Below are 1817 nucleotides of genomic sequence, written 5' to 3'. Positions count from 1 at the left end.
TGCCGGCCGGATGGCGTCAGCTCAGCCAACAGGACGGCGGCGGCGCGCGGGCCCGGCTGTTCGTGCTGTGTAACGCGCCAGCGGGCGTGCACCGTGAGGGCTGCGATTGATCCGCGCAACACCTGAGAGGTTTATGTTCGCCTGGGGGGCTAGACTCAGGTGAACCCTCTCTCCAGGAACGCCTCATGGAATCCCCAGTCCACAACTTGCCATCGTTGTTCAAACAGCTCGGTTTGCCCGATGACCCGGTCAGCATCGAGCGGTTCATCGCGGTCCACTCCCCACTCAAGCCCGAATTGCATCTGGCGGAAGCGTTTTTCTGGACGCCGGCCCAGCGGGCGTTTTTGCGTGAGGAGATTCTGGAGGACGCGGATTGGGCGGAGGTGGTGGATGAGTTGAATTTGCGGTTGAGAGAGGGGCGTGGGGCTTGAAACCCGCTTTACTTATCCACATCTTCGCGCCTCCACCACCCATCCCAAAATTTGTATCAAAACTTGACGGCCTGGGATCCATCGACCATATTGATAGTTAGCAAACTAACTGTATGCGAATAATCCAGTGTCCCAGACCCTCGAACAACTCCAGATGAACATCAGCAGCAGCATGGTGGTAGGTGCCAGGACCTGGCGCAAAATCTGCCAGACCACGCTCGTCAGCTATGGCATCTCCGAAGCCTGCGCCGTGCCGCTGCTGATGATCGGCCGCCTCGGCGACGGTGTGCACCAGGTGAAGGTAGCCCAGGCCGCCGGGATGGAAAGCCCTTCCCTGGTGCGCCTGTTGGATCAGCTGTGCAGTTCCGGCTATGTGTGCCGCACCGAAGACATCCACGACCGCCGCGCCAAGGCCTTGAGCCTCACCGCGCGTGGCCGCGAGCTGGTGCAGGCGGTGGAGGAACAGTTGGTGCGCCTGCGTCGCGAGGTGCTGGCGACAATCGACCCCGATGACCTGGAAGCTGCTTTGCGTGTACTGCGGGCCTTCGAAGGTGCCAATCAACATCCCATGGTTGTGAGTTCTTGAACGGATTTTTTACCGGCATGCCGCCGGCCAGGGATTGGTTCTATGGCGTAAGGACATTCGCCGCTTCAATGATCGCGTTGTACATCGCCATGCTGATGCAAATGCCGCGTCCGTATTGGGCGATGGCCACGGTGTATATCGTGTCCAGCCCGTTTGTCGGCCCTACCAGCTCCAAGGCGCTGTACCGGGCGGTCGGTACCTTCATGGGCGCGGCCGCTGCGGTGTTTTTTGTGCCGATGTTTGTGCAGACGCCTTACGTGTTGGTGGTGGTGATCGCGCTGTGGACCGGGATTCTGCTGTTCCTGTCCCTGCACCTGCGCACCGCCAACAGCTATGCGCTGATGCTGGCCGGCTACACCTTGCCGCTGATCGCCCTGCCGGTGGTGGATAACCCGCTGGCGGTGTGGGATGTGGCCGAAGCGCGGACCGAAGAGATCTTCCTTGGCATCGCCGTGGCGGCGGTGGTGGGGGCGATGTTCTGGCCGCGACGCCTGGCGCCGGTGTTCGATGACTCGGTGAGCAAGTGGTTTGCCGACGCCCAGGTCTACAGCCAGCGCTTCCTCAGCCGCAACGTGCAACCCGAGGAAATCAGCACCCTGCGCGGCGGCATGGTCGCTACCTTCAACACCCTGGAATTGATGATCGGCCAACTGCCCCACGAGGGCTCCCGGCCGCAAACGGTGCGCAATACAAAGGAGCTGCGCGGGCGGATGATCCACCTGCTGCCGGTGATCGACGCACTGGACGACGCTGTGTACGCCCTGGAACACCGCGCGCCGGAATTGCTCGAGCGCTTCACG

The 1817-nt window shown here is 61.8% G+C and carries 3 protein-coding genes; all 3 read left to right on the top strand.

Going from position 1 to position 1817, the window contains the following annotated elements; genetic code table 11:
* The first annotated feature begins 185 nt into the window (after positions 1-185).
* Positions 186-431 carry a DUF2789 domain-containing protein gene (locus tag HX846_RS36485; RefSeq protein ID WP_177123199.1) on the top strand — a complete coding sequence of 82 codons (246 nt, stop codon included), beginning with the start codon at positions 186-188 and terminating at the stop codon, positions 429-431.
* 154 nt (positions 432-585) lie between these two features.
* Positions 586-1017 (top strand): MarR family winged helix-turn-helix transcriptional regulator, encoded by a 432-nt coding sequence (locus HX846_RS36480; protein WP_177123207.1) that lies wholly within the window; start codon positions 586-588, stop codon positions 1015-1017.
* The coding region (locus tag HX846_RS36475) for an FUSC family protein (RefSeq protein WP_178967374.1) at positions 1014-1817 on the top strand (804 nt) is incomplete at its 3' end. The genes HX846_RS36480 and HX846_RS36475, both read left to right, overlap by 4 nt.

Source organism: Pseudomonas sp. K5002 (assembly GCF_013386655.1).
In the GTDB taxonomy this organism is placed as follows: Bacteria; Pseudomonadota; Gammaproteobacteria; order Pseudomonadales; family Pseudomonadaceae; genus Aquipseudomonas.
The sequence above is the reverse complement of the archived record's forward strand: the minus strand, read 5'-3'. Positions and strand labels throughout refer to the sequence as shown.

Bases quoted from the DNA above. Each gene is read 5' to 3' on its own strand.
- HX846_RS36485 (WP_177123199.1), top strand. From the start codon at position 186: ATGGAATCCCCAGTCCACAACTTGCCATCGTTGTTCAAACAGCTCGGT.
- HX846_RS36480 (WP_177123207.1), top strand. From the start codon at position 586: ATGAACATCAGCAGCAGCATGGTGGTAGGTGCCAGGACCTGGCGCAAA.